Raw genomic sequence first — 25,695 nt, 5'->3', positions numbered from 1 at the left:
GACCTGACCCCATCAGGGGCGGCACACTCCATCCCGGATCTTTACCGTCATATACAGGACGCCATCTGACCGCGATGTCGAACGCTGCCCCCCCTTCCGCCTCCGCTTCGGTCGAGGCCATGACAAATGCCCTCCATACCGCCCTGTTCCCGTCCGGGGATGGCGGTGGCACTGCACGCGCCCTGCCGCGGGAGGACGCCATCGGCCTGGTCCGCCGCCACCTGTCGCGCTACCAGGCCCATGTGCGCGAGGAATTCGAGCATCACCGCCTGGGCGGCGCCGAGGCAGGCAAGCTACTGGCCGCCTATACCGATGGCATGATCCGCGTGCTGGCCAGCTTCGCGATGCAGCAGACGGGTATCGATTCGCATCCCGAAGCCCCCTTCGCCATTGCTGCAACCGGCGGTTACGGGCGCGGGCTGCTGGCGCCGTTCAGTGACATCGACCTGCTGTTCCTGATCCCCGATGTGCCGGAGGGACAGGGCGAGGATGTGCGTGCCTGCGTGGAATACATCCTGTATTTCCTGTGGGACCTGGGGCTGAAGGTCGGGCATGCGACCCGCACCATCAACGAATGCATTGCCGAGGCGGAAGCCGACACCACCGTGCGGACCACCCTGCTGGACGCCCGCGCCCTGACCGGCAGCGAATCGCTGTTTTCCATGTTCCAGGCCCGCTACATCGTGGCCTGCGTGCGCGCGGGCGCCGACCGCTTCATTACCGACAAGCGCCGCGAACGCGCCGCCCGCCACCACCGGTTTGGCGACAGCCCCTATCTGGTGGAACCCAACATAAAGGAAGGCCGCGGCGGCCTGCGGGACCTGCAGACGCTGTACTGGATGTGCCGCTATACCTTCGGCACGCGCCACGTCTCGGACCTGCTGGCGCCCGGCTTCAGTGAACTGGGGCTACTGACCGAACCCGAAGCCAAGCGCGCGCGCCGGGCATGGGACTTCCTGTGGCGGGTGCGTTTCCACCTGCATTACGTATCGGGCCGGGCGGAAGAACGCCTGACCTTCGACGTGCAGCCGGTCGTGGGTGGCCGCATGGGCTATACCCGCCATGGGCGGCAGGTGGGCGTGGAACGTTTCATGCGCCACTACTTCCTGACCGTGCGCGAGGTCATGCGCCTGACACTGGTGCTGGAACCCGCCGTGCTGCGCCAGGCACTTGGCCCCGTGGCCAACGCGCCCGAAGCCGACAGCCAGATGCGTGACGCGGGCTTTACCGTGCTGGATGGCCGTATCCTGCCGCAGCGCGGCACGTCATTCGAAGATGAACCCATCCAGATGATGCGCCTGCTGGACTGGGCCAAGAAGCGCAAGCTGCCCATCCACCCCATGGCCATGCACCAGTTGATCCGCTGGGAACGCAAGGCCGCCAGCCTGCGCGGCGACCCGGAAACCGCGCGTATCTTCCTTGACCTCATGTGCGGTGACCCGCCCGACCGCCCGCAGCGCGCACCGCGTGGCGAGACGGCCGAACTGCCCGATGCCTCCCCCAGCTTCCACCTGATGGATGAGGGACGGCGCAAGGGAAATGCCTACTGGCTGCATATCCTCAACGAAACCGGGCTTATGGGCCGCCTGCTGCCCGACTGGTCCCGCGTTGTGGGGCAGATGCAGTTCGACACCTATCATGTGTTCACGGTTGACGAGCACATCATCGACGCGCTGCGCATCCTTGGCCGGGTGGAGCATGGGCATATGGCCGATGAAATACCCATCGCCTATGACCTTGCGCGCAACCTGCATTCACGCCGGGCGCTGTATGTCGCGGTCATGCTGCATGACATTGCCAAGGGGCGTGGCGGCGACCATTCGGAAATCGGCTCGCAGATCGCGCTGTATGTCTGCCCCGAACTGGGCATGGACAGCGAGGAGACGGAGACCGTGTCCTGGCTGGTGCTGCATCACCTGCTGCTCAGCCACACCGCGTTCCAGCGTGACATTGACGACCCCAAGACCATCCTTGACCTGGCAGACATCATCCAGTCGCCCGAACGCCTGCGGCTGCTGCTGCTGCTGACCATCGTGGACATGCGCGCGGTGGGACCACGCGTGTGGAACGCATGGAAGGCGACACTGCTGAACGAGCTTTACATGCGCGTGGCCGAGGTGCTGGAGGGCAGTCTTGCCACCACCGAGCGTGACGTGCGCGTGGAACGCGCCAAGGGGGCAACCGCCCAGTGGCTGGTGGATGACGGCATGAACGAAACCGATGTCCAGCACTTCATGGGGCTGGGCTATGGCAGTTACTGGCTGTCGTTCGACCATGATACCCATGCCCGCCATGCCCGGCTGATCAGCGAGTCGGAACGCATGCATTCGCCGCTTACGGTGGAAACCCAGCCCCTGCCCGCGCGTGGGGTGACGGAGGTCACGATTTACGCCGCCGACCACCCGGGCCTGTTTTCCAAGATCGCGGGGGCGGTGGCCATTGCCGGGGCGTCGATCGTGGATGCGCGCATTCACACCATGACCAATGGCATGGCGCTGGATACGCTGTGGATTCAGGATGCGGGCGGTGCGGCGTTCGAGGAACCGCAGCAGCTTGCCCGCCTGTCGCTGCTGGTGGAACAGGCGCTGACGGGCCACATCAACATCAACCGCGAAATTGCCCAGTGTGGTCGCAGGCTGAGTGGCCGCAGCATGCGCGCGATCCACGTACCGCCGCGCGTGGTGATCGACAACCGCGCATCGAACACCTGCACGGTAGTGGAAATAAACGGTCGTGACCGTCCCGGCCTGCTGCATGACGTGACGGCGGCGCTGAGCGAACAGAAATTGCAGATCGCGTCCGCCCATATCACCACTTATGGCGTGCGGGCGGTGGATGTCTTTTACGTCAAGGACCTGTTCGGGCTGAAAATAACGGACAAGGGACGTCTGGACCGCATCCGCACGACCCTGCTGGCGGGCCTGCAGGAAGCGGAAGCCGCAGCCCAGCGCCAGTCATCCGAACTGGAATCGATCACGATCTGACGGACCACTTCAATCCATTGATAAAAAAGTAATAAAAGCTTTTAAGTGCCGCCTTTTCGAAAAAAGGCGGCATTGTTTTTTGAAGATTTTTGAAGAAAAGTCTCACCAGAGACTTTCAATGCAGAATCCCTGTTTCCCACGCCTGCAGGGCGCAACACAGGTCGGTCATGACCTGTGTCCACGCCTGTTGTGGGGGCTGCAGACAGGTCTGCCGGAACAGGCGCAGGCTTGGGTACCACTGACTGGCAGGCCGTAACACAGGTGGGGCATCCCCCTGCATGCCATTTTCCATTGGTGACAGGCCAGGTACCGGCCTGTCTGCCGGTGCAGGCAGGTCAAATGCCGCCGACCATCGCCAGTCCCCCCCGAAACGACACAGCAGCCAGACCGGACAGCCCATGGCCCCGGCCAGATGGGCGGACAGCGTATCCACGCTGATGACCAGATCCAATGTCGCGATCAGGCGCGCCGTATCCAGCAGGTCCGCGCCATCTGGTAGTTCTTGCCGGACAAAGGCCGGATCCACCCCATCCGTCCCCTTGGGCCGCAGGGAAACGAATTCAGTCCCGGCCATTTCCCCCAATGCCGACAGGTCCTGCACCGCAATGGAACGCCGCGCATCAAAGCGATAGGCGGCGTTACCCGCGTGGCACAGGCCAACCCGCAGTTTCTCCTTTCGCATCGTCGCCTGCCGCCATGGGCTTTCCCCCAGATACGGCATGAAAGGGGGCACGCCGTCCGTATCCAGCAGGTGCGGCAGACTGAACAGGTCGCATTGCACCGCGACATCAAGATTTTTATTTATATCATGGGTGATAATTTTCATGGAATGAAACGCATCGCCAGCCAGCGTTGCGGCCAATCGGCGCAGGATCGCAGGCACCTCCAGCACAACCGGAACCCGCTGGACCGCAAGCCGCACATATCGCAGGAAATGAACCGCATCCCCCAACCCCTGCCCTGTCATATGCACCAGCAGCTTTTTACCCGCGGGTAGCGTGCCTCCATCCCATCGTGGCAAGCGGCAGGCGGATGGATGTGGGGGCAGGAAGTCCAGCCGGGATTCCCACATTGCCCATCCCTGCCGCAGTTGCCCCTGCGCCAGACGGGCCACGCCAAGGTTGAACCGCGCCCGGGCCTGCGTGTCGTGATCCGGGGGCGGATCCCGCGTCAGTATGGTTTCGTATGCCGCGGCGGCCTGCGTCACGTTGCCGCTTTCAAACAGGCCGGTCGCATGGTTCAGGGCAATACGCACATCATCGGGCCGCAGACGCATCGCAACGGCAAAAGCGCGCTCCGCCCCGGCCATATCCCCCAGCGCCATGCGGACAAGGCCAAGGTTGCTGCAGGTTTCGGCATGCGGATCATGCGCCATGGCACGTTCCAGCACAGCCGCCGCCTGACGCATCCGCCCACCTGCAAACACAAGTGCGCCCAGCAGCGACAGGGCCACGCCATCATCGGGCCTGCGGGCCAATGCCGCCCGCAACACCTCTTCGGCCTGCTCGCGCTGATGATGTGCCAGCAGCATTTCGGCCAGTTCATGCATATGGACGGACGCAGGCACCTGTCGCGCAACATGGCGCATCTGCTGTATGGCGGCGTCACGCTGCCCCCGCCGCCACAGGAAACGGGCATGCAGCCTGCGGGCCTGCACGGCAGGCGCGGGGGACAGGGTGACCGCCCGCCCATAGGACTGTCCTGCCGCCCATGTGTCGCCCGTCGCCTCCATTATGTCAGCGCAGGCCAGCAGGACGGGCACATCATCGGGCTGACACAGGCAGGCGGCCCGGATCGCGGCCTGCGCTGCCACATGATGTCCCTGCGCCAGCAGCGCGCGGGCCAGCACTTCATGAAACGGCCCGTGGGGCGCAAGCCGTAACGCCTGACCGGCAAGATTTATGGCCAGATCCGCCCGCCCCGCCGCCAGCGCCACGCAGGCCAGGCCATGCAGGGCATCGGGATCATCCGCCCGGCATGCCCGCAGGGTTGCGAAACACGCCCGCGCGGCATTGATATCCCCAGCGCGCAGGGCCGCATGGGCACGCGCCAGAATGTCCTGTCTGTCCGTATCATGCCTGTCCGCGCTGTTCGCGTTCATCTCATCCGGCCTTCCCTTGCATGGCGGGGGACGCTCCCGCACACTCACCTGCGTTATCCATACGCGACAGAGCGTTAAGAATTTCGATCAGGAACCCGCATGAACACTCCCTCCGGCACGGCCGGCCAGCAGGCCTATGACACGTTGCGGCAGCGTTTTGCCCGCATGGGGCATATCCGCAATGCACTGGGAATCCTCGGCTGGGACAAGGACACCATGATGCCGACCGGGGCCAGCGACAGCCGCGCCGAAAGCATCGCGACCCTTGCCGTCCTGTCGCATGAACTCATGACCGCGCCGGACATGGGCAACCTTCTGGATCGCGCGCAGGCCCCCGATGACGCCATGGCGCAAGCCAACCTGCATGAAATGCGCCGCCAGCATGCCCATGCCGCCGCCGTGCCGTCGGATCTGGTGGAGGCGATGTCGCGCACGTCCTCACGTTGCGAAATGACATGGCGCACCGCACGGCAGAACAGCGATTTCGCCAGCCTGCTGCCGGAACTGGAAACCGTGCTGTCCCTGACCCGCGAAATCGCGGCGGCCAAGGCGCAGGCCCTTGGCCTTTCGCCCTATGACGCGCTGCTGGACCAGTATGACGCGGGCACGCGGCAGGCGGATGTCGATCCGGTCTTTGCCGAGCTGGCCAGTGAACTGCCCGACCTGATCAGCACGGCGCTGGCGCATCAGGCAACCCTGCCTGCCACCGTGCCCCTTTCCGGACCGTTTGATGTACCCGCACAGGCGCGACTGGGCCACGGCACCATGCGCGCGCTGGGATTCGACATGCAGCGCGGGCGGCTGGATGTCAGCCTGCATCCCTTCTGCGGCGGGGCGGAAGATGATGTGCGCATCACCACCCGGTATGAGGAGCAGGACTGCATCAACGCGCTGATGGGCATCGTGCATGAGACCGGGCACGCGCTGTATGAACAGGGCCTGCCAAAAGCATGGCGCGCCCAGCCTGTGGGGGAAGCACGCGGGATGAGCCTGCATGAAAGCCAGTCCCTGCTGATGGAAATGCAGGTCGCGCGCTCGCGGCCCTTCATGGACTGGATGGCCCCACGACTGCGCGGTGCGTTCGGGGGCAGCGACACCGACCCGGCATGGGGTGCGGACAACCTGCACCGCCTTGTCACCCGCGTGCGCCCCGGCTTCATCCGCGTGGATGCCGATGAGGTCACTTACCCCGCGCATATCCTTGTGCGTTATGAAATGGAAACCGCGCTGATCGCGGGAAAAATGAAGCTGGCGGACCTGCCGGAAGCCTTCAACACCCGCATCCATGACCTGCTGGGTCTGAAAGTGCCCGCGGACCGGCTGGGCTGCCTGCAGGATATCCACTGGCCATCGGGCGCATGGGGGTATTTCCCCACCTATACGCTGGGTGCGGTGATTGCGGCGCAACTGCGTGAAGCGGCGGAGCGTGACGATCCCACCATCATGCCCGGCATTGGCAGGGGGGATTTCGCGCCCCTGCTGGCGTGGCTGCGCCCGCGTATCCATGCCCGTGGCAGCGTGGCCTCCACCAGTGAGATCGTGCGCGACGCCACGGGCGCGGTGCCCAATACGGGGCCATACCTGCGGCACCTGCGCCAGCGCTACTGCGCGCTAGCCTAAATTTCTGATAAAAAATAACAAAAGTTTCCGGGTGCCGCTTTTTTCCAAAAAGGCGGCGCTCTTCGAAGCTTTTTGAAAAAAGCGTCACCAAAAACTTTCTTAACGGGCGGCCTTCCCAAAAACAGTCCTGTACGACAGGGCGGACATGCCGCATGTCCCCCTTGCCAATTACTGCGGTTCGTGACGAGATAATGCGCGATGTACGCAAAATCCCCATCTGCAATCCGCCGCCTGCGCTCCGCGGGTTTTCTCCTTGCCTACGGCACGTGCCTGCTGGGTGTGACCGACGCCGCCCAGGCCGCCAAACCCGCGCCGCCGCTCAACCCGCCCGCGGCGCTGGAAGACGTGGCGTCCTCCTCAACTGCCGCATGGGACCGCGTGGTCGTGCTGCCCGATGGGCGGCTGCTGGTGGAACTGCCACGCTGGGCGGGCAATACCGGGCCGGGACTGGCGCTGGTGGATGGGGACAACACACCCCATCCCTATCCCGACAATTCATGGAACGACCCTGCCACACCCGCGGCGAACCGGCTGGTGGCCCCGTCCGATGTGCAGCTCCAGCCCGATGGCACGCTGTGGGTACTCGATAGCGGACAGCCCGACCCCGCGGGCAAACCGGTGGAAGGTGGCCCCAAGATCGTGAAGATCGACAGCCATACCGGTCAGGTCATGCAGACATGGCCACTCAATCCCGACATGTTGCGCGCGGGCAGTTACGCCGCCACCATGCGTATTGCGCGCGGGCATGCCTTTATCGGGGATTCGGGCATCCCGGCCATGATCGTAGTCAGGCTGGACACCAACATCCAGCGCCGCCTTATGGAACATACCCCGGCCCTGACTGCGCACCAGCCCATTACGGTTGATGGGAAGGTGGCGACCAACCCGGCAGGTCACACCGCCATCATAAATATCAGCCAGATGGACATAAGTGCCGATGGGCAGTGGCTGTATTTCGAGCCGCTGTGCGGACCTGTCTACAAGCTGGATACCGACCTGCTGGTGGACCCCAAGGTCACCCCCATCGAACTGGAGGAAGGCCCCACCCTGTGGTACAAGACGCCACCGCTGGGTGGCATCACGGCCGGGCCGGATAGCACGCTGTATTTCAATGATGTGTCCACCGGCAGCATCTTCCGCCTGATGCCCGACCGGGTTTACCAGAAAATCGTGACCGACCCGCGCCTGCACTGGCCCGGCGGGTCGTTCGCGACCAGGGACGGGCAGCTTTATGTGCCCGCATCCCAGCTTGACCGCACCGCGCCGCTGAATGGCGGGCACAACGCCATCGAGTGGCCGGTACATATCTACCGCATCAATATCGGCAACCTGCCGCCACCAAAATTCTGACACACCACGCGCGGAATTGCATCGCGCGCCGCATCCGCCCCCTTCGCGCGGGGGGCGGTTGGGATTATGATGATGTAATGCGCTATATTTCTACCCGGGGGAACGCCCCCGTCCGCGATTTTTCGTCCGTTCTGCTGGCGGGGCTGGCAGAAGACGGTGGCCTGTACCTGCCCGAAAGCTGGCCTGAACTGTCGGTAGCCCAGTGGCGTGACCTGCGTGGCCTGCCCTATCCCGAACTCGCCGCCCGCATCATCGCCCCGTTTGCCGAAGGGTCGATCACGCATGACGTGCTGCTGAAGCTGTGCCGTGATGCCTACAGCCGATTCGACCACCCGGCCATCGTGCCGCTGACACAGGTGGAAGACGGGCTGTTCGTGCAGGAACTGTTCCATGGCCCGACGCTGGCGTTCAAGGACATGGCCATGCAGCTGCTTGGCCGCCTGTTCGACCACGTGCTGAACGAACGCGACGAGAAGGTTACCATCGTGGGCGCGACCTCGGGCGATACCGGGTCGGCCGCGATCGAGGCCTGCCGGGGCCGCGCGCGCCTGAACGTGGTCATCCTGCACCCCGAGGGCCGCACGTCGGAAGTGCAGCGCCGGCAGATGACCACCGTGCTGGAACCCAACGTGACCAACCTTGCGGTGCAGGGCACGTTTGACGACTGTCAGGACATGGTCAAGGCGATGTTCGCCGATGTCCCCTTCCGCACCGACATGCACCTGTCCGCGGTCAATTCCATCAACTGGGCGCGTATCGCAGCCCAGGTGCCGTATTATGTCTATGCCGCACTTGCGCTGGGCGCGCCGGACCGTGAGGTCTCGTTCGCCGTGCCCACGGGCAATTTCGGCAATGTGCTGGCCGCATGGGTGGCCCGTCGCATGGGCCTGCCCATCCGCGCGCTATGTGTCGGCTCCAACCGCAATGACATCCTCTCGCGCTTCCTGAATGAAAACGACATGAGCATCCACGGGGTGGTGCCCAGCCTGTCGCCATCAATGGATATCCAGGTCTCGTCCAACTTTGAACGTCTCCTGTTCGAACTGCTGGACCGCAACGCCACTGAGTGCGCGCGCATCATGACCGATTTCCGCAAGACTGGCGTGATGAAGGTCTCAACCCCGGTCTGGGATCGCGCCAACGCGCTGTTTCACGGCATTTCGCTGGATGACGCCGCAACAGAGGCGGAAATCCGCACGCTGAACACCCGCAGCCACTATCTTGCCGACCCGCATACCGCCATCGGCATTGCGGCGGGCCGCGCGTTCCGTGAGCCGGGGATTCCCATGGTGGCCATGTCCACCGCCCATCCGGCCAAGTTCCCCGATGCCATGGCGCAGGCAACCGGCATCCGCCCCGCGCTGCCCGTGTCCCTGGCCGACCTGTATGACCGGCCCGAGCGGTACAGCGTGGTGCCGGCCGACCTGAACGTGATCGAGGACAGGGTGCGCGCGGCCGTCCTGTCCAACAGCAAAGCGGGCTGATCTCCCTACCCTTTTTCCATCTTACGCAAGCAAGGGGCGGCGTGGGGCCATGATGCGCCACGTCGCCCGCAGGACCAGCATGACCGACCTGATCAATGTGACCCGACTGGATTCCGGCCTGACCATCGTGACCGAACGGATGGACCGGGTGGAGACCGTGTCCCTCGGGGCGTATGTCGCCGCGGGCACCTGCAACGAAACCGCGCCCGAAAACGGGGTGTCCCACTTTCTGGAACACATGGCGTTCAAGGGCACCAGCACCCGCACCGCCGTGGGCATTGCCGAGGAAATCGAGAACGTGGGCGGCCATATCAACGCCTACACCGCGCGTGAGCACACGGCCTATTACGTCAAGCTGCTGAAGGAAAACCTGTCACTGGGGGCCGACATCATCGGTGACATCCTGACCCACAGCACCCTCGCCCCCGATGAACTGGAGCGCGAACGCGGCGTGATCCTGCAGGAAATCGGGCAGGCGAATGACACCCCCGATGACATCGTGTTCGACCATTTTCAGGAAACCGCCTTTCCCGACCAGCCGATGGGTCGCCCCACGCTGGGCACCGAAGCGGGCATCCAGACCATGTCGCGCGCAACGCTGGTCAATTACATGAACACCCATTACCGGGCGGGCAACACCATCATCGCAGCCGCCGGCAACCTGGAACACGCCCGCGTGGTGGATCTGGTGCAGCAGCATTTTGCCGACCTGCCCGCCGGCACCGTCCCGCCGCAGCCCGCCGTCAATTACGTGGGGGGCGCCTTTACCCGCGAACGCGAACTGGATCAGGCCCATATCGTACTGGGCTTTCCGTCCATGCCATATGGCGATCCGGATTATTACCCGGCCCTGCTGCTGTCCACGCTGCTGGGTGGTGGCATGTCGTCGCGGCTGTTTCAGGAAATCCGTGAAAAACGCGGGCTGGTCTATTCCGTCTATTCCTTCAACGCGCCCTTCCGCCAGGGCGGGCTGTTCGGCATCTATGCCGGCACGGGGGAAGCACAGGTAGCCGACCTTGTCCCCGTGACGCTGGAGGAACTGCGCAAGGTGCGTCATACGGTGACGGACGCGGAACTGGCGCGGGCGCGCGCGCAGCTCAAATCCTCGCTGCTCATGTCACTGGAAAGCACGGGCAGCCGGTGCGAACAGCTGGCCCGGCAGCTACAGGTCTTTGACCGCCTGATCCCGACGGTGGAAACCGTGCGCCGGATCGACGCCGTAACCATTGCCGACGTGCAGCGTGTCGCAACGCGCATCTTCAGCGGCAGGCCGACCCTCGCCTCCCTTGGCCCGGTCAGCCATATTCCCTCCCTCGACAGCATTACCGGGGCACTGGCAGCATGAGTTCCGATCCGCTTGACCTGATTTCCACCCTCATCACCCGCGCCCGTACTGCAGGGGCCGATGCGGCGGATGCGATCTACGCCACCCGCGTCGCCCATGGCGCGCAGGTACGCAATGGCCAGACCGAAGACCTTGAACGTTCCGAAACATGCGATCTTGGCCTGCGGGTGTTCGTGGGGCAGCGTTCGGCCATTGTCTCGGCCACGGCGCTGGATCCCGAACGCTTTGACGCGCTGGCCGAACGTGCCGTCGCCATGGCCCGCGTCGTGCCCGAGGACCGCTTTGCCGGACTGTGCGCCGAGGCCGCGACCACCTTTACCGATGCCGCCGGTCTGGACCTGTTCGACCCGGCCGAACCTGCAACCGCCGACCTGGTCGCCCGCGCGCGCGTAGCGGAAGAAGCGGCGCTGGCGGTCACGGGCATCACCAACAGCAATGGTGCGTCCGCAAGTTTCGGACTATCGGACATCATCCTCATGACCTCGGCCGGGTTTTCGGGGCGATATGCGCGGACCAGCCATTCCGTCTCCGCCAGCGCCGTCGCGGGCAGCGGCACGAAGATGGAGCGGGATTACGACTACCATTCCGCCGTTCACCTGTCCGATCTTGAGGATGCCGGCCTGATCGGCCACCGCGCGGGCGAACGCACGGTCGCGCGCCTGAACCCGGTACGCCCGCGCACGGGGCGCATGCCCATCGTGCTGGACCCGCGTGTATCCACCAGCATGCTGGGCCATCTGTCGGGGGCGATCAATGGCATCGCCATCGCGCGGGGCACTTCTTTCCTCAAGGAAAAGATGGGCAGCCGCATCATGCCCGCCAACATCACCATCATTGACGACCCACGCCGCGTCCGTGGTCCCGGCGCGCGCCCGTTTGATGGCGAAGGCATGCTGACCGCCACCCGCACGCTGGTGGAGGATGGCGTTCTGAAGACATGGGCGCTGGACTCCCGCACCGCCCGACAGCTGGGGCTGAAGCCCAATGGCTGCGCCAGCCGGGGCACATCAGGGCCGCCCGCGCCGTCGCTTGGCAACCTATTCATGCAGCCCGGCACCCTTACGCCCGCTGCCCTGATGGCGGACATCAAGGAAGGGATCTACATAACCGAGATGATGGGATCCGCCATCAACGGCATTACCGGCGATTACAGTCGCGGGGGCGCGGGCTTCATGATCCGCGATGGCGTGCTGGCGGAACCGGTGTCGGAACTGACGGTCGCGGGCAACCTGAATGACATGTTTGCCCGAATGGTGCCCGCCAATGACCTGATCTTCCGCCAGTCCACCAATGCGCCGACCATCCGTATCGACGATATGGTTATTGCGGGTTCGTAAGCCAAAGACTGCTTGAAAAACAGTTCGTTGATAAAACAGTAAAAGTTTTTGGGTGCCGCTTTTTTCTACAAAGGCGGCATTCTTTGAAGCTTTTGGGAAAAAGCTTCACCAAAAACTTTCTTGTGGTTGCAGGATGCTTTGCGGGACTGACCTTTGCAGCAGTCTTTTACCCTTTCCGTGATTTCATGTGTCTGTAAGCCCGTTGCCCCTGTTATGGACGGGTGGACTTACCTATATCTGTAACAAGTGACCCGAAATCACGTGGTCACAGGATAATGATGGTTCCGACACAGGATTGCAGATACCCTGACCCAGATGAAACAGAATTCTTCGCGCCAGATGCCGCGTAAAAGCATCGTCCTTGCTGCCAGCGCGGCCCTGACCATGCTGCCGCTGCTGGCCCATCCCGATGTGGCTGATGCCCGTGCGGGTGGTGGCTTCTCCATGGGCAGCCGTGGGTCACGGACCTACAGCGCGCCCGCGCCATCACAGACCGCACCGTTCGGCGCGACCCCGTTCCAGCGCACCATGACACCCCGCCCGCAGCCCACGCCCGGCTATGGTGCGCGGGCACCGTTTGGCGCGGGTGCCATGGCCATGGCACGCCCCCGCCATCCGTTCATGAATGGCTTCATGGGTGGCCTGATCGGTGCGGGCCTGTTTGGCATGATGTTCGGGCATGGCATGTTCGGTTCCGGTATGGGCGGCAGTGGCTTCCTTGGACTGCTGATCCAGCTGGCACTGGTCTTCTTTATTGTCCGCTGGGCCATCCGCCGTTTTGCTGGCAACCGCGCCAATGGTGGCAATGCCGTGCCCTTTGGCATGCAGCGTCCGGATGCGGGGCCGGTGCCACAGGGTGGTGGCCAGCAACCGGTAGGTGTCGCCATTACGGCAGCCGATTATCAGGCCTTCCAGCAGGCGCTGATCAATATCCAGACCGCATGGAGCCAGCAGAATGTCGGGGCCATGCAGCACATGGCCACACCGGAAATGGTGTCTTACTTCAGCAGCCAGCTGAACGATCTGACCAGCCGTGGCGCACGCAATGTGATGTCGGACATCCGGTTTGAACGCGGTGATCTGGTGGAAAGCTGGCGTGAAAACGGCTTTGATTACGCCACCGTCGCCATGCAGTATTCCATGATCGACATCACTACCGACATGACGGGCCGCGTCATTGACGGCGATCCCTCCAACCGCACCACCGTAACCGAACTGTGGACATTCGTCCGCTCGGCCGGGACGGGCACATGGCTGCTGTCCGCCATCCAGCAGACCCCGCGCCGCTGACCTGCGGTTCATATCTGGAGCAGGAAAAGGCCCGCATCACTGGATGCGGGCCTTTTTTCATGGGCTGCTGCATACGGCATTGCGTCCCGATGTACCGGTTGCCTGTAATGCGAACAGCGTGCCTATCACAGAACGGGCGTGTATCTGCCCAGGTCAAAGGACGGCGGAAACCATGACCATGAACCCTGCATGGTCATTAAAGGGGATATGAAGTTCCCGCTTAATAAAAAACAATAAAAGCTTTCAGACGTCGCCTTTTTTCAAAAAGGCAAGGATATTGCCCAATCCGACTTTTCAAACCGCCTCTGAGCCGTTTTCAGGCAGTCGTTTATATATGCACAAGGCTGAGCGCATACAGGATGGCTGCCAGTGCCGAGAGTGTAATCGCCACGGCACGGATGCGTCCCTTATGCCGACGGGCAGCCTCCTGCGCTTCCATCTGTGGCGTAACCTGAACCGTTGTTGCCTGATCCATCTGCCCGTACTCCCGTATGGATGAAATTGCCCGATCAGTGGGCGATAAAGGCATGGTCGGCCAGCAGGCCAAGGAACAGGAAAAACAGGTAAGCCAGCGAATAACGGAACGAGCGGCGTGCGGGACCGTCCCCCGTCAGGCTGACACCATTCGCATCCTGCCTGTCACGCAGCACCCCGATGGCACAATAAATGAACCCGGCCCCCAGCACGCTGGCGACAACCGTGTACAGCCAGCCTGCCAGATGCATGAAAGACGGCACCAGCGACACGGCAGTCAGAATGATCGTGTACCACAGGATCTGCCACCGTGTGTGCCGCGCGCCGCGCACCACCGGCAGCATGGGAATACCGGCCCGCCCATAATCCTTGCATGCATAAAGCGACAGCGACCAGAAATGCGGTGGTGTCCACAGGAAGATGATGCCGAACATCACCACCGGCATGACTGCCATCGACCCGGTGGCGGCAGCCCACCCGATCATGGGCGGGAACGCACCCGCCGCCCCACCGATCACGATGTTCTGCGGCGTCGAACGCTTCAGCCACATGGTGTAGATGACGGCATAGAAGAAAATGGAAAATGCCAGGATACCCGCGGCCAGGGCATTCGTCGCCAGCCACATCAGGATAACGGACGCCACCGACAGGCCGATACCATAACCCAGCGCCGCATCAGGGCTTACGCGCCCATTGGGAATGGGGCGGGTTACCGTGCGCTTCATCACCGCATCGATATCACGGTCATACCACATGTTGATTGCACCCGCCGCACCTGACGCCATGCATACGCACAGGATGCTGACAGCCGCCACCAGCGGGTTAAGCGGCCCGGGCGCCATATACAGGCCGGCCGCCCCGGTAAACACCACCAGCGAGATGACACGCGGCTTGAGCAGCACCAGCCAGTCCCGCGCTTCCGTACCCACGCGGGCGGCGTCGTAAGTAATGGGGGCGGTATCAACCGCGTCGGGCGTTGTGATGGCGCCACTCATGCTCATGCATCTCCACGCGTGGGGGATGGCATCTGCCATTCAGGGGTGCGTGCACCTGGTCCCCAGTAATTGGCGGGCAGCGATGTGCCGGACTCCATGCCGACACTTACCACGATCCCGGCAAACACCACGACCGACAGGCCCATCAGCACCGCACCCATAACGCCAGGCAGGCCATGGAACGCCATCAGCGACAGGACCGTTCCCCCTACCGTCAGTCCGAAATGAACGCGGCTGGCACCCACCGGGGCCATATGGCCCGTCATCTTGCCAATCCAGTAATAGAAACCGGCGAACAGCGCGAACACGGCGGCATACAGCGTCGCCGCATGCACATCCGCCATGCCGCCCGGCAGCAGCGACATGCCAGATCCCACCAGCAGCAGCGCCACGAACCCTGCGGCCCATTCCATGGGAACCGAGGCACGGACATGCCCCGCCCGGACCGTGCGCGCCCACGCCACCAGAACCGCCAGCACCGGCAGGACGATCAGCCCAAGCTGGACACTGGCCGCAGGCGCCGCCATATGCGCCAGCCCACCATGCAGCAGGTCATGCACCCACACCGAGCCACCACCGACCGACATCACGACCAGCGCACCCAGCACCACGCGCGGCATCTGCAGCGGTGAACAGGAGAATGTTTCAATAATCTGGGAAACGATCCCGATGGACGGCAGCAGCAGCAGCGCGATTTCAGGCCCGGCGAAAACATGCAGCAGGCCGTCGATCTGCCCGGACATGTCCCCACCGGACAGTACGATGCGCGTCAGCCCACCGGCCAGCACTGGCATGACCATGACAGCCATCATGGCCGTCAGCCCCTGTGCCCATACGAATATGGGCATGTCACGCAGCCGCTGGTTCATCGGTCCCATGTTCAGGACGGTGGCCACCATGTTGATGGCCTGCAGCAGCATGCCAAGGCACCATACCATCAGCGCCAGCAGCGAGACCTGCGCGGGCACGGCAGGGGAAAGCCCCGCCAGAACGGTCACGAAGCTGGCGGCGACCAGTCCCCACCCCACCAGCGCCATGCGCGGGAAAGCCAGCGCGCGGGCGCGCAGCAGCAGCGGCACGAACCAGTTGCCAAAGCCGCCAAACAGGGCGGGCAGCGCACAGAAGAACACCATCATCATGCCATGGCGGCGCCCGATGCGCCCCGCGGCGCCAGCGATATCGCCCCCGGCCCATGCGTCGGTCAGCGTCTGGGGCAGCAATCCGGCCTGAAGGCCAACAGCCAGCAGGCCACCGACCATGCCAGCCACAATCGCCATGACGAGGTACAGCATGCCAACCGTCCTGTAACCACAGGATCCGCCAGCCTCCCGCACCGCATCGGCCCCGAACTGTGTGCCTATGGGCATACGATGTACTCCCTGCTGCCATGCGCCGGTGTCTGGCATGGCCAATCGTTACCATGATTTCATCATATACCGCGCCTTATACACAAAAACGACCCTGTGGGCCGCTCCTGTGGTCGCGCAATCGTCATTTCAGCCCTGTCACAAGGACAGGGCTGCCAGCCCCCTGCGGGGTTTACGCCACCATGGGGCTGGCGCAGCTGTCGGCTTCACGCGGCAGCGTAACCAGGGTGAACAGCCCCGCAGGCGGCACCGGCTGCAGTGTCGCGCGCCGCAGGTCAGCAGGCGGCAGCAGCGATTCAATGGCGAAATCGGGATGCCAGCCCAGTGAATGCGATGCCCGCGCCATGCCGCGTTCAACCGCCAGCCGTACGCCACCCTGCGCCAGGAAATGATTGACGAACAGGATGTGCCCGCCCGGCTTGACCACGCGCTTGAGTTCCGCCAGCAGCGCACGCGGATGCGGCACGACGGAGGCCACGAACATCGCCACCGCGATATCGAACGTGCCATCGGCGAACTTCGTTGCCTCGGCATCCATTTCCAGCAGGTCGTCCACATTGGACAGGTGCTGCCGCCTTACGCGCAGGCGCGCGCGTTCCAGCATGTCCCCGGACAGGTCGATGCCGGTAATATGCTTGTCCTTGCGGTAGTACGGCAGCGCCAGCCCCGTGCCCACGCCTACTTCCAGCACCTGCGAACCCGGCAGACCGTTGACGGCTTCAACCGCGCGCCTGCGTCCGAAGGCCGAAATACTGCCAAATACGGCGTCATACACGCTGGCCCAGCGACGGTACGCCGCCTTGACCGCAGCCGCGTCCAGCGCGGATTTGGGGGAAGGTATTTCCACGACTTTCTCGGCAGCCTCATCATGCAGAACGTCACTCATCAGGCTGCTCCCATGCCAAGGCCATGGAAGACGGCGCATCCGCCCCGCTTCCGTGCTGCATCCGCCATGATCAAATCCGTCCCGTTCTGCTGCATTACAATTCCACCTGACCTGCCCACGCGCCATCCAGCCCGCGCAACCGCCTGTAATCCCTGCCCGATGTCATGCCACATGGCACGACAGCCACGACCATCGTGCCTGCCACGGACACCGTTTTCCAATTCCTACGCGTCCACGCCGCCTGTGACCAGACGGGACACGATCGCATCCCATATCAGGCCCGCGGTATTGATACCGTCAAAACGATCGATTTCCTGCAGGCCGGTCGGTGAGGTGACATTGATCTCGGTCAACCATTCACCAATCACGTCGATTCCGACAAAAATAAGTCCCTGTTCGCGCAGCATCGGGCCAATCGCATCACAGATTTCGCGGTCACGCACGGTCAGTTCCGCGCGCACCGGCCTGCCGCCCACATGCATGTTCGAACGCGTCTCCCCTTCCGCCGGGATACGGTCGATCGCGCCAACCGGCACGCCGTCAACCAGGATGATGCGCTTGTCCCCCCGGCGCACGGCAGGTTCGTAACGCTGGATCATCAGCGGTTCCCGGGACCGGGCAAAATGCATTTCCAGCAGGGCGTTCAGGTTGGGATCATCCTCACGGATGCGGAAGACGCCTGCCCCTCCGTTGCCGAACAGCGGCTTGACGATGATGTCACGCCACTTTGCGCGGAATTCCAGTATCGCCTTTACATCCCATGTCACCAGCGTGGGCGGCATGAGGTCGGGGTAATGCGTGACCAGGATCTTTTCCGGCGCATTGCGCACGGCGGCGGGGTTGTTCACCACCAGCGCCCGGCCCGGCCCGACACCGTGGATATGTTCAAGGATATGGGTCGCGGTGATATAGGCCATGTCGAATGGCGGATCCTGACGCATCAGCACCACGTCCATATCAGCCAGGTTGATGACCTGTTCCGGCCCGAAGGTCGCATGGTCGCCCGCCCTGCGCCGCACCGTGACCGGACGGGCCCGGGCGGTGACGCGATCGGTACGCTGGCCGCCCTGCGCCGCGGTCCGGCCCTCGCTCAGGCTCAGGGCCTCGACCTGATAGACAAACAGTTCGTATCCCCGGGCCTGCGCCTCCAGCATCATGGCGAAGGTGGAATCACCATTGATGTCGATACCGCCAAGCGGGTCCATCTGGACAGCAACCTTCAGGGGGCGTGACATGGGCGGGTTTTCTCCACGCGGAACAGGACCGGTTCATGCCGGCCGCCAGGGATCGGGACCAGCCGGGAACAAACGTCATAATATGCCTTTGCCCCCACGGCCAGCCCCCTTCTTATGGCGCGGATGGATAGGAAATGGCGAGGACCTCGATCATTTCCTCGCCACGCGGGGTGACCAGGCGAACCTCATCGCCCACACCCGCGCGCATGAGCGCCCTTGCGACGGGGGAGACAAGACTGACCTGCCCCGCCGCCATGTCGGCTTCATCCACGCCAAGGATCGTAACGGTCCGTTCCGCGTCGCGTTCAGTGACATAGGTAACCGTCGCGCCAAAAAACACGCGGTCACGCTGCGGCTGGGCCGCAGGATCGACAATAACGGCGTTATCGATGCGTTTGGTCAGGAACCGGATGCGGCGGTCAATTTCACGCAGGCGGCGCTTGCCATACTGGTAATCCCCATTTTCCGACCGGTCGCCATTGCCCGCGGCCCATGATACGATTTCCACGATCTTCGGGCGTTCATCACGCAGCAGGGCATTCAGTTCCTCGCGCATGGCGGCGATCCCGCCCGGCGTAATATAGCATGACAGGCCGCCTTTCGCCGGTCCGTTCTCCTTCGTGGCGGATTGCGACCGGGTTTTCAGCATCGTACCACCGTCATTCGGATATGCCCCTCCATCACCTGTCCGGGCGCCAGCACGCGCACGCCACTATCGGCGATGGTGCTGCGGTTGAAGCCATCATTCATGTTGCTGACCGGCTCAAGCCCGATATAGGGCAGCCCCGGCGGGGTAAACAGCACGAGATGGGACAGGTCCGGGCTGCCTTCCACCGTCAGGGCATACCCCGCCCGTGGCCAGCGCAGGAAGGCGCTGCCCGACCATCCGGCATAGCAGTTGTCGAACGGCGCATGCCCCACCTCGCGCATGTGGGCAAATGACCAGTCCCCCTCCGCCGGGATGCGCAGCAGCGGCAGGTGGTCCGGTCCATTGGTCCACACGCTGCTGGCGACAAACCCCACCTTCAGCCCCGAATGGCGGGGGAAATAGGGATGGAACCCCATGCCTACCGGCTGGTCGTGCGTATCGGTGTTTTCCAAAAGAAGCCCGATCGACAGCCCCGCTTCATGCAGGTCATAGCGTAGCTGGGCGCGATAGCTGAACGGCCACTGTGCGGCATAGGCGCCAGACGGGGTGTGATCGAGGGCAAGGGTCGCGCTGCTATCGGACAGCAGCGCGATTCGCCACCGCCGCTGCCACCCGTTGCCATGGATGGCGCAGTCCTCCCCCGCGAAGCTGGGGGCAAGGTGGTAGTCCACCCCTTCAAAACGGAAATGATCGCCCGCCACCCGGTTGGAAAACGGCAGCAGCGGATAGCCCGCCACCGCGCGCCCATGCTGGGCCACGAGGTGGGGATCACTGACGGGACGCAGGAATTCCATGCCCGCTTCGTTACGCCAGAACGCGATACTGCCCCCAAGGTCAGGCAGCAGGCCAAGGCGCATGCCGCCCGCATTCAGTTCCAGCGTGGGGGACATGCTCCGTTCCCGCTGTCCAGCACAGGGCCGGGGTTGCCCGCCTGTCCTATCGTCCACGCCGCTTTCCCCTTCCCTTCACCTGTTCGGGATCATAGCCACCGCCACCCGGTCCCAGCGGCACCGGGCCACGGTTGCGCCGGGCTATGGCCTTGGGGCTGGTGCCCGGACGGCCCGCGCTGGACTGCGGCAGGGGCGGCGGCTCCATGCCCAGTTCCAGTGCCTCCAGCCTGCGGATTTCGTCACGCAGGCGGGCCGCGGTCTCGAATTCCAGTTCGGCCGACGCCGCGCGCATCTTCTTTTCCAGATCGGCAATGGCGGCCTTGTAGTCCTTGCCAACCATTTCCTGCACGCTGCCATCGGCCGTAGGCGTGACGGTAACGTAATCCTGCTCGAACACCGAGGATATGGCCTCCCCGATATGCTTGCGCACGGACTGGGGGGTAATGCCGTGTTCCTCGTTCCACAGGCTCTGTTTTTCGCGCCGGCGCGCGGTTTCCTCAATAGCGTAGGCAAGGCTGTCGGTCATCTTGTCGGCATACAGCAGCACGCGCCCATCCACGTTACGCGCGGCGCGGCCGATGGTCTGGATCAGCGACGTGCGCGAGCGCAGGAAGCCTTCCTTGTCCGCATCCAGAATGGCGACCAGCGAACATTCGGGAATATCCAGCCCCTCACGCAGAAGGTTGATGCCGATCAGCACGTCAAACGCGCCAAGCCGCAGGTCGCGGATGATCTCGATGCGCTCCAGCGTATCCACGTCCGAATGCAGGTAGCGCACGCGGATGCCGGCTTCGTTCATGTATTCGGTCAGGTCCTCGGCCATGCGCTTGGTCAGGGTCGTGACCAGCACGCGCCCGCCATCGGCAATGGTCTGGCGGCATTCGGCCAGCAGGTCATCCACCTGGTGTTCGACCGGGCGGACAATGGTGATGGGATCAATCAGGCCGGTGGGACGAATCACCTGTTCGGCAAACACGCCGTCCACACGCCGCATTTCCCATGGCCCCGGGGTGGCGCTGACAAACACGGTCTGGGGCCGGTAGGAATCCCATTCGGCAAAGGTCAGCGGGCGGTTATCAAGGCAGGACGGCAGGCGGAAGCCGAATTCCGCCAGCACGGATTTACGCGCATGGTCACCACGTTCCATCCCGCCAATCTGCGGCACGGTCACGTGGCTTTCATCCACGATCAGCAGCGCGTCTTCGGGCAGGTATTCAAACAGGGTCGGCGGCGGCTCTCCAGGCGCACGGCCGGACAGGTAGCGTGAGTAGTTCTCGATCCCCTTGCACACGCCCGTGGTCTCGATCATCTCAAGGTCGAAGGTGGTGCGCTGCTGCAGGCGCTCGGCTTCCAGCAGCTTGCCCTCTTCATTGAAGCGCGCCAGCGTCTCGCGCAGTTCCTGCTTTATGCCGGTCATCGCCTGCGTCAGCGTAGGCCGCGGGGTGACGTAATGGCTGTTGGCGTAGATGCTGATGGATTCGAGATCCCCGGTCTTTTCGCCCGTCAGGGGATCGAATTCGCTGATCTCGTCAATTTCGTCGCCAAACAGGCTGATGCGCCAGGCCCGGTCCTCGTTCTGCACGGGGAAGACATCGATCGTCTCGCCGCGCACGCGGAAGGTACCGCGCTGAAAAGCCGCGTCATTGCGGCGATACTGCAGTTCGACCAGTCCCTTGATCAACCGGTCGCGGTCGATCTCGCCGCCGACCTCCAGCTTGACCACCATGCGCGAATACGTCTCGACCGAGCCGATACCGTAAATGCACGAGACCGAGGCCACGATGATCACATCGTTGCGTTCCAGCAGCGCCTGTGTCGCGGCATGGCGCATGCGGTCGATCTGTTCGTTAATCTGGCTGTCTTTTTCGATATACGTATCCGACCGGGGCACATAGGCCTCGGGCTGGTAGTAATCGTAGTAGCTGACAAAATACTCGACCGCGTTATCGGGAAAGAACTGCTTCATTTCCGCATAAAGCTGGGCGGCGAGCGTCTTGTTGGGGGCCAGGACCAGCGTCGGCTTCTGCGTCGCCTCGATGATCTTGGCCATGGTGAAGGTCTTGCCCGACCCGGTCACACCCAACAGGACCTGATCGCGTTCGCCCCCCTCCACACCGCTGACCAGTTCGGCAATGGCCGTGGGCTGGTCGCCAGCAGGTTCATAGGGGGAATGGACCTTGAATTGATTGGTCTTGGGTTTTGCCGGCTGACGTTCGGGCTGGAACAGGACAGGCATGTCCGCCGGATCGATGTCAGTCGTCTTTTTCTTCTTGCTGCGCGATGCTGTTGCCATGGCTACAGACAGTGGGGACGCAACCGCAGCAGTGCAAGGGTCGCACGCGGCCGGATCGTCCCCATTTCCTTCAGTTCCGTGACCCGAGCGGTGCCGGCACCCGCGCGGTGCGCAGGGCTTCGGCCTGCCTGCGGGCCAGTGCGGCTTCGTTGAAGTCACCCGCCAGTTCCTGGAACAGTTCGTGCCAGTTCACCTTGGCCTTCAGGCGCAGGAACACGCTGCCCAGCCCCACGGCGGACCGGTCCACCAGCACGAATTCACGCGGGGGCTGCACGCCGCCGGTACGCTTCAGGCCATTATAGACGCGTTCGGCAACGGCACGGCCATATTGCGGGTCGTTGTCTTCCTGAATGAACCGCTCACGGTTATCCAGCAGCGGTCCGTAGATGAAGCGCGCCCATTCGTTTAGCACCCGCACCGTATCCAGCGACAGGTTGGTGAAACCCCATGCCTCATAGGCATGCATCGCCAGATTCTCGTCATCCGTCTCGATTGCGCGGTGCAGGTCGATGATGCCCTGCACGAAGCGGGAGGGAAAAATCCGGATCGCGCCGAAATCCAGCAGGTTGATGCCGAAATCATCACGCACGGTGAAGTTGCCCATATGCGGGTCACCATGAATGACACCATACCGGTACAGCGGCGCATACCACGCGCGGAACAGGGCGCGTGCCATGCGGTTGCGCTCCTCCTGCGTGGGGTTGGTGTCCAGCACCTTCTGGATGCCGCGCCCGTTGACCCATTCCATGGTCAGCAGGCGCGCGGTGCACAGCGCATCCACCGGCTGGGGAATGGTAATGTCCTCGAATTCCGCCAGCATCAGGTGATACAGCCGCATGTTCGCGGCTTCACGCAGGTAGTCCAGTTCCTCGTACAGCCGGTCCTGCAGTTCCTCCAGCACGTCATCCTGACAGATCGTGCTGTCCAGGCGGTAGAACAGGCCCACCGCCATGCGGAACTGGCGCAGGTCGGATTCGACCGTGGATTTCATGTCCGGGTACTGCAGCTTGCACGCCACCTGCCGCCCGTCGGGCAGCACCGCACGATGCACCTGTCCCAGACTTGCCGCGGCCGAGGCTTCCCGGTTGAAGGAGCGGAAATTACGTTCCCAGTTCGGCCCCAGTTCGGCGGACATGCGGCGACGGACGAAGTTCCAGCCCATGGCCGGCGCATTGGCCTGAAGCTGCGCCAGTTCCTTGGCATATTCCTCAGGCAGGGCGCCGGGAATGGTGGACAGAAGCTGCGCGCCCTTCATGAGCGGCCCCTTCAGCCCGCCAAGGACGCTTTTCAGGTCCTCGGCATGGACGGACTGGTTGGAGCGGAAACCCATCTTGTGCCCGGCGATACGCGCTGCAATGCCGCCCACCGTGCCGGATGTGCGCACCATGCGGCGGAATTCACCAAACAGGCCGGTATTATCGATATTCCGTTCATCCGCCACGTCAGACACGCTCCAGTTCATCAATAAATCCGGCGATCACATCCAGTCCCTTCTGCCAGAAACCGGGGTCCGCCGCATCCAGCCCGAAGGGGGCCAGCAGTTCACGGTGCCGCTTCGTCCCGCCTGCCTTCAGCATATCAAGGTACTTGTCCTGAAAGCCCGGGTGGCCGGACCGGAACACCCCGTATAACGCGTTTACCAGGCAATCGCCAAAGGCATAGGCGTACACATAGAACGGTGAATGGATGAAATGGGGGATATACGTCCAGTACACATCGTAATCTGGCGTGAAGTTGAAGGCGGGGCCAAGGCTTTCGACCTGCGTCTGGCGCCAGATTTCGCCAATGCGCGCGGGCAGCAGTTCGCCGCGACGGCGTTCCTCATGCACCAGCATCTCGAAACGGTAGAAGGCGATCTGGCGCACGACGGTGTTGAGCATGTCCTCCACCTTGGCCGCCAGCATGAGCCTGCGGCGCGCGGGATCGGTCTGGGCATCAAGCAGCGCGCGGAAGGTCAGCATTTCGCCAAACACGCTGGCGGTTTCCGCCAGTGTCAGCGGTGTGCTGGACATAAGGTAGCCCTGCTTTCCCGCCAGCACCTGATGCACGCCATGGCCCAGTTCATGCGCCAGCGTCATCACATCCCGCGTGCGCCCACGGTAGTTGAGCAGCAGGTAGGGATGCACCGACGGCACGGTGGGGTGGGCAAACGCGCCGGAAGCCTTGCCCGGCACCGGCGGCGCATCGATCCAGGCGTGGTCGAAAAACTGCTTCGCCACGGTGCCCATGCGCGGGTCGAAGCCTTCATACGCCGCCATGACCTGCTTTGTCGCCTCCGCCCACGGGATCAGCGGTTCATCCTGCGTGGTCAGGGGCGCGTTGCGGTCCCAGTATTCCAGTTTTTCCAGCCCCAGCCACTTTGCCTTGAGCGCATAATAGCGGTGTGACAGGCGGGGATAGGCCTCGGTCACGGCCTGCACCAGCGCATCGACCACGTCATCCTCGACCATGTTGGCACAGTTGCGTGCCGAGGTCGGGCGCGGGTAATGCCGCAGCCCGTCCACAATGGCCTTGTCCTTGGCCAGCGTGTTCGTAATCAGCGAAAACAGCTTTACGTTGCGGCCCAGTTCATCGCCAATGGCGTGGGCGGCGTGTTCGCGCACCTTGCGGTCGGGGCTGGACATGGTGTCCAGCGCATTGCCCAGCGTCGTGTCCGCGCCGCCCACGCGCACCCGCAGGCTGGCCATCGTCTCGTCAAACAGGCGGTTCCACGCGGCGGCCCCCGTGACGGATTTTTCGTGCAGGACGGCCTCGACCTCGTCAGACAGCTGGTAGGGACGGAACACCCGCAGGTCGCGCAGGAAAGGCGCCCAGTGCGCAAGGGCCGGGTCGCTCAGCTGTGCAGCCAGCCCGTCATCGGAAATGCGGTTGATTTCCAGCGTGAAGAACAGGAGATGCGTGGAAATGGCGGTCAGCCGTTCATTGACCGACTGCGCAAACCGGGCCACGTCGGAATCCGATGTATTGGCCGCGAACAGAAGCTGGGCATACGATCCCGCCCGGCCCAGCACTTCGTCAATGCGCTGATATTCAGCAATGGCCTGCGCCAGTTCGCCACCCGGCACATTGGCCAGACGTCCCTGCCATGCGCGTGAGAATGCCTGCGCGTCCTCATCCGCCTGATCGAGGTCGGTCGCAAGCTGCGGCGAATCCGGCCCATCATACAGATCCGACAGGTCCCACCGCGGCAGCCCGGCCAGTGCGGACGCACCGCCCGATGGCTGGGCTGCGTCCGCATGCACGGGGGAAAGGCCGGCGGCACCGGCCGGAAGGGCGGAAAAATACGCTTTGGACATAGATCAAGCACCAACCATCAGATCGGGCGAAGCCTGCGCACATGCGCCTGCGACGCGATTCCCATACCCTGAATCTAGTGCGTCCCGGCGCGCTGTGCG

General features: G+C 63.4%; 18 protein-coding genes. 7 read left to right on the top strand and 11 right to left on the bottom strand.

The window, feature by feature from the left end; all coding sequences use genetic code 11:
- Positions 1-74 precede the first annotated feature (74 nt).
- On the top strand, positions 75-2,984 hold the full coding sequence (locus tag AC1RQ9_RS01705) for a [protein-PII] uridylyltransferase (RefSeq protein ID WP_485985328.1): 2,910 nt from the start codon (positions 75-77) through the stop codon (positions 2,982-2,984).
- Positions 2,985-3,099: 115 nt separating this feature from the next.
- On the opposite strand, the gene AC1RQ9_RS01700 is transcribed toward AC1RQ9_RS01705, so the two are convergent.
- Positions 3,100-5,085, bottom strand: a complete 1,986-nt coding sequence (locus tag AC1RQ9_RS01700) for a tetratricopeptide repeat protein (protein ID WP_485985327.1) — start codon at positions 5,083-5,085, stop codon at positions 3,100-3,102.
- A gap of 99 nt (positions 5,086-5,184) precedes the next feature.
- On the opposite strand from AC1RQ9_RS01700, the gene AC1RQ9_RS01695 reads away from it, so the two are divergent.
- From AC1RQ9_RS01695 to AC1RQ9_RS01670, 6 genes are all read left to right on the top strand, one after another.
- Complete coding sequence (locus AC1RQ9_RS01695) at positions 5,185-6,705, top strand: carboxypeptidase M32 (RefSeq protein WP_485985326.1); 1,521 nt, start codon at positions 5,185-5,187, stop codon at positions 6,703-6,705.
- 198 nt (positions 6,706-6,903) lie between these two features.
- Positions 6,904-8,055 carry an L-dopachrome tautomerase-related protein gene (locus AC1RQ9_RS01690; protein ID WP_485985325.1) on the top strand — a complete coding sequence of 384 codons (1,152 nt, stop codon included), beginning with the start codon at positions 6,904-6,906 and terminating at the stop codon, positions 8,053-8,055.
- Between the two features lie 77 nt (positions 8,056-8,132).
- Positions 8,133-9,539: a threonine synthase gene (thrC, locus tag AC1RQ9_RS01685; RefSeq protein ID WP_485985324.1), complete on the top strand. Its 1,407-nt coding sequence runs from the start codon at positions 8,133-8,135 to the stop codon at positions 9,537-9,539.
- A gap of 79 nt (positions 9,540-9,618) precedes the next feature.
- Positions 9,619-10,884, top strand: coding sequence for a M16 family metallopeptidase (locus tag AC1RQ9_RS01680; RefSeq protein ID WP_193733713.1), 1,266 nt, complete (start codon positions 9,619-9,621; stop codon positions 10,882-10,884).
- Positions 10,881-12,221, top strand: coding sequence for a TldD/PmbA family protein (locus AC1RQ9_RS01675; RefSeq protein WP_485985323.1), 1,341 nt, complete (start codon positions 10,881-10,883; stop codon positions 12,219-12,221). Before AC1RQ9_RS01680 ends, AC1RQ9_RS01675 begins: the two co-directional genes overlap by 4 nt.
- 315 nt (positions 12,222-12,536) lie before the next feature.
- Positions 12,537-13,511 (top strand): Tim44 domain-containing protein, encoded by a 975-nt coding sequence (locus AC1RQ9_RS01670; RefSeq protein ID WP_485985322.1) that lies wholly within the window; start codon positions 12,537-12,539, stop codon positions 13,509-13,511.
- Positions 13,512-13,839: 328 nt separating this feature from the next.
- Here the strand turns inward: AC1RQ9_RS01670 and AC1RQ9_RS01665 are convergent, their stop codons facing one another.
- The 10 genes from AC1RQ9_RS01665 to AC1RQ9_RS01620 form a co-directional block, all read right to left on the bottom strand.
- Positions 13,840-13,986 carry a hypothetical protein gene (locus AC1RQ9_RS01665; protein ID WP_193733703.1) on the bottom strand — a complete coding sequence of 49 codons (147 nt, stop codon included), beginning with the start codon at positions 13,984-13,986 and terminating at the stop codon, positions 13,840-13,842.
- A gap of 34 nt (positions 13,987-14,020) precedes the next feature.
- Positions 14,021-14,980, bottom strand: coding sequence for a heme o synthase (cyoE, locus tag AC1RQ9_RS01660; RefSeq protein WP_193733702.1), 960 nt, complete (start codon positions 14,978-14,980; stop codon positions 14,021-14,023).
- A 2-nt stretch (positions 14,981-14,982) separates the two neighbouring features.
- Positions 14,983-16,347 (bottom strand): cbb3-type cytochrome c oxidase subunit I, encoded by a 1,365-nt coding sequence (locus AC1RQ9_RS01655; RefSeq protein ID WP_485985321.1) that lies wholly within the window; start codon positions 16,345-16,347, stop codon positions 14,983-14,985.
- Positions 16,348-16,519: 172 nt separating this feature from the next.
- Positions 16,520-17,233: a class I SAM-dependent methyltransferase gene (locus tag AC1RQ9_RS01650; protein ID WP_485985320.1), complete on the bottom strand. Its 714-nt coding sequence runs from the start codon at positions 17,231-17,233 to the stop codon at positions 16,520-16,522.
- A gap of 224 nt (positions 17,234-17,457) precedes the next feature.
- Complete coding sequence (gshB, locus tag AC1RQ9_RS01645) at positions 17,458-18,468, bottom strand: glutathione synthase (RefSeq protein ID WP_485985319.1); 1,011 nt, start codon at positions 18,466-18,468, stop codon at positions 17,458-17,460.
- Between the two features lie 112 nt (positions 18,469-18,580).
- Positions 18,581-19,117, bottom strand: a complete 537-nt coding sequence (greB, locus tag AC1RQ9_RS01640) for a transcription elongation factor GreB (RefSeq protein WP_193733699.1) — start codon at positions 19,115-19,117, stop codon at positions 18,581-18,583.
- On the bottom strand, positions 19,111-20,007 hold the full coding sequence (locus AC1RQ9_RS01635) for an aldose 1-epimerase (protein WP_485985318.1): 897 nt from the start codon (positions 20,005-20,007) through the stop codon (positions 19,111-19,113). Before AC1RQ9_RS01635 ends, greB begins: the two co-directional genes overlap by 7 nt.
- A gap of 46 nt (positions 20,008-20,053) precedes the next feature.
- Positions 20,054-22,300 (bottom strand): excinuclease ABC subunit UvrB, encoded by a 2,247-nt coding sequence (uvrB, locus tag AC1RQ9_RS01630; RefSeq protein ID WP_485985317.1) that lies wholly within the window; start codon positions 22,298-22,300, stop codon positions 20,054-20,056.
- A 70-nt stretch (positions 22,301-22,370) separates the two neighbouring features.
- On the bottom strand, positions 22,371-23,762 hold the full coding sequence (locus AC1RQ9_RS01625) for an ABC1 kinase family protein (RefSeq protein ID WP_193733696.1): 1,392 nt from the start codon (positions 23,760-23,762) through the stop codon (positions 22,371-22,373).
- Positions 23,743-25,596, bottom strand: coding sequence for a M3 family oligoendopeptidase (locus AC1RQ9_RS01620; RefSeq protein WP_485985316.1), 1,854 nt, complete (start codon positions 25,594-25,596; stop codon positions 23,743-23,745). The genes AC1RQ9_RS01625 and AC1RQ9_RS01620 overlap by 20 nt, the downstream gene beginning before the upstream one ends.
- Between the last annotated feature and the right edge of the window lie 99 nt (positions 25,597-25,695).

Source organism: Komagataeibacter ossonobensis (assembly GCF_057359305.1).
Note: the sequence above shows the minus strand (reverse complement) of the source record. Positions and strands in the feature narration are given on the sequence as shown.

Excerpts from the sequence above, each read along its gene's own strand:
- AC1RQ9_RS01705 (WP_485985328.1), top strand. The coding sequence starts at position 75 with ATGTCGAACGCTGCCCCCCCTTCCGCCTCCGCTTCGGTCGAGGCCATG.
- AC1RQ9_RS01700 (WP_485985327.1), bottom strand. The coding sequence starts at position 5,085 with ATGAACGCGAACAGCGCGGACAGGCATGATACGGACAGACAGGACATT.
- AC1RQ9_RS01695 (WP_485985326.1), top strand. The coding sequence starts at position 5,185 with ATGAACACTCCCTCCGGCACGGCCGGCCAGCAGGCCTATGACACGTTG.
- AC1RQ9_RS01690 (WP_485985325.1), top strand. The coding sequence starts at position 6,904 with ATGTACGCAAAATCCCCATCTGCAATCCGCCGCCTGCGCTCCGCGGGT.
- thrC (WP_485985324.1), top strand. The coding sequence starts at position 8,133 with ATGCGCTATATTTCTACCCGGGGGAACGCCCCCGTCCGCGATTTTTCG.
- AC1RQ9_RS01680 (WP_193733713.1), top strand. The coding sequence starts at position 9,619 with ATGACCGACCTGATCAATGTGACCCGACTGGATTCCGGCCTGACCATC.
- AC1RQ9_RS01675 (WP_485985323.1), top strand. The coding sequence starts at position 10,881 with ATGAGTTCCGATCCGCTTGACCTGATTTCCACCCTCATCACCCGCGCC.
- AC1RQ9_RS01670 (WP_485985322.1), top strand. The coding sequence starts at position 12,537 with ATGAAACAGAATTCTTCGCGCCAGATGCCGCGTAAAAGCATCGTCCTT.
- AC1RQ9_RS01665 (WP_193733703.1), bottom strand. The coding sequence starts at position 13,986 with ATGGATCAGGCAACAACGGTTCAGGTTACGCCACAGATGGAAGCGCAG.
- cyoE (WP_193733702.1), bottom strand. The coding sequence starts at position 14,980 with ATGAGTGGCGCCATCACAACGCCCGACGCGGTTGATACCGCCCCCATT.
- AC1RQ9_RS01655 (WP_485985321.1), bottom strand. The coding sequence starts at position 16,347 with ATGCCCATAGGCACACAGTTCGGGGCCGATGCGGTGCGGGAGGCTGGC.
- AC1RQ9_RS01650 (WP_485985320.1), bottom strand. The coding sequence starts at position 17,233 with ATGAGTGACGTTCTGCATGATGAGGCTGCCGAGAAAGTCGTGGAAATA.
- gshB (WP_485985319.1), bottom strand. The coding sequence starts at position 18,468 with ATGTCACGCCCCCTGAAGGTTGCTGTCCAGATGGACCCGCTTGGCGGT.
- greB (WP_193733699.1), bottom strand. The coding sequence starts at position 19,117 with ATGCTGAAAACCCGGTCGCAATCCGCCACGAAGGAGAACGGACCGGCG.
- AC1RQ9_RS01635 (WP_485985318.1), bottom strand. The coding sequence starts at position 20,007 with ATGTCCCCCACGCTGGAACTGAATGCGGGCGGCATGCGCCTTGGCCTG.
- uvrB (WP_485985317.1), bottom strand. The coding sequence starts at position 22,300 with ATGGCAACAGCATCGCGCAGCAAGAAGAAAAAGACGACTGACATCGAT.
- AC1RQ9_RS01625 (WP_193733696.1), bottom strand. The coding sequence starts at position 23,762 with ATGAACTGGAGCGTGTCTGACGTGGCGGATGAACGGAATATCGATAAT.
- AC1RQ9_RS01620 (WP_485985316.1), bottom strand. The coding sequence starts at position 25,596 with ATGTCCAAAGCGTATTTTTCCGCCCTTCCGGCCGGTGCCGCCGGCCTT.